This is a genomic window from Enterobacter cloacae complex sp. 2024EL-00227 (assembly GCF_043945315.1).
Lineage (GTDB): Bacteria > Pseudomonadota > Gammaproteobacteria > Enterobacterales > Enterobacteriaceae > Enterobacter > Enterobacter roggenkampii.
Genome location: NZ_JBIMQP010000061.1, coordinates 1 through 1,355, shown reverse-complemented (window position 1 = coordinate 1,355; position 1,355 = coordinate 1). Strand labels below are relative to the sequence as shown.

Genomic DNA, 1,355 nt, shown 5'->3' with positions numbered 1-1,355 from the left:
TGTCGTTTTCAGAAGACGGCTGCACTGAACGTCAGAAGCCGACTGCACTATAGCAGCGGAGGGGTTGGATCCATCAGGCAACGACGGGCTGCTGCCGGCCATCAGCGGACGCAGGGAGGACTTTCCGCAACCGGCCGTTCGATGCGGCACCGATGGCCTTCGCGCAGGGGTAGTGAATCCGCCAGGATTGACTTGCGCTGCCCTACCTCTCACTAGTGAGGGGCGGCAGCGCATCAAGCGGTGAGCGCACTCCGGCACCGCCAACTTTCAGCACATGCGTGTAAATCATCGTCGTAGAGACGTCGGAATGGCCGAGCAGATCCTGCACGGTTCGAATGTCGTAACCGCTGCGGAGCAAGGCCGTCGCGAACGAGTGGCGGAGGGTGTGCGGTGTGGCGGGCTTCGTGATGCCTGCTTGTTCTACGGCACGTTTGAAGGCGCGCTGAAAGGTCTGGTCATACATGTGATGGCGACGCACGACACCGCTCCGTGGATCGGTCGAATGCGTGTGCTGCGCAAAAACCCAGAACCACGGCCAGGAATGCCCGGCGCGCGGATACTTCCGCTCAAGGGCGTCGGGAAGCGCAACGCCGCTGCGGCCCTCGGCCTGGTCCTTCAGCCACCATGCCCGTGCACGCGACAGCTGCTCGCGCAGGCTGGGTGCCAAGCTCTCGGGTAACATCAAGGCCCGATCCTTGGAGCCCTTGCCCTCCCGCACGATGATCGTGCCGTGATCGAAATCCAGATCCTTGACCCGCAGTTGCAAACCCTCACTGATCCGCATGCCCGTTCCATACAGAAGCTGGGCGAACAAACGATGCTCGCCTTCCAGAAAACCGAGGATGCGAACCACTTCATCCGGGGTCAGCACCACCGGCAAGCGCCGCGACGGCCGAGGTCTTCCGATCTCCTGAAGCCAGGGCAGATCCGTGCACAGCACCTTGCCGTAGAAGAACAGCAAGGCCGCCAATGCCTGACGATGCGTGGAGACCGAAACCTTGCGCTCGTTCGCCAGCCAGGACAGAAATGCCTCGACTTCGCTGCTGCCCAAGGTTGCCGGGTGACGCACACCGTGGAAACGGATGAAGGCACGAACCCAGTGGACATAAGCCTGTTCGGTTCGTAAACTGTAATGCAAGTAGCGTATGCGCTCACGCAACTGGTCCAGAACCTTGACCGAACGCAGCGGTGGTAACGGCGCAGTGGCGGTTTTCATGGCTTGTTATGACTGTTTTTTTGTACAGTCTATGCCTCGGGCATCCAAGCAGCAAGCGCGTTACGCCGTGGGTCGATGTTTGATGTTATGGAGCAGCAACGATGTTACGCAGCAGGGCAGTCGCCCTAAAACAAAGTTA

1 protein-coding gene is annotated in these 1,355 nt (G+C 60.1%); it reads right to left on the bottom strand.

What is annotated here, in order from left to right; translation table 11 throughout:
- Positions 1-202 precede the first annotated feature (202 nt).
- The gene (gene intI1, locus ACHH0Z_RS25540; protein ID WP_000845048.1) at positions 203-1,216 is read right to left on the bottom strand and encodes a class 1 integron integrase IntI1; all 1,014 of its coding nucleotides are present in this window, start codon (positions 1,214-1,216) and stop codon (positions 203-205) included.
- Between the last annotated feature and the right edge of the window lie 139 nt (positions 1,217-1,355).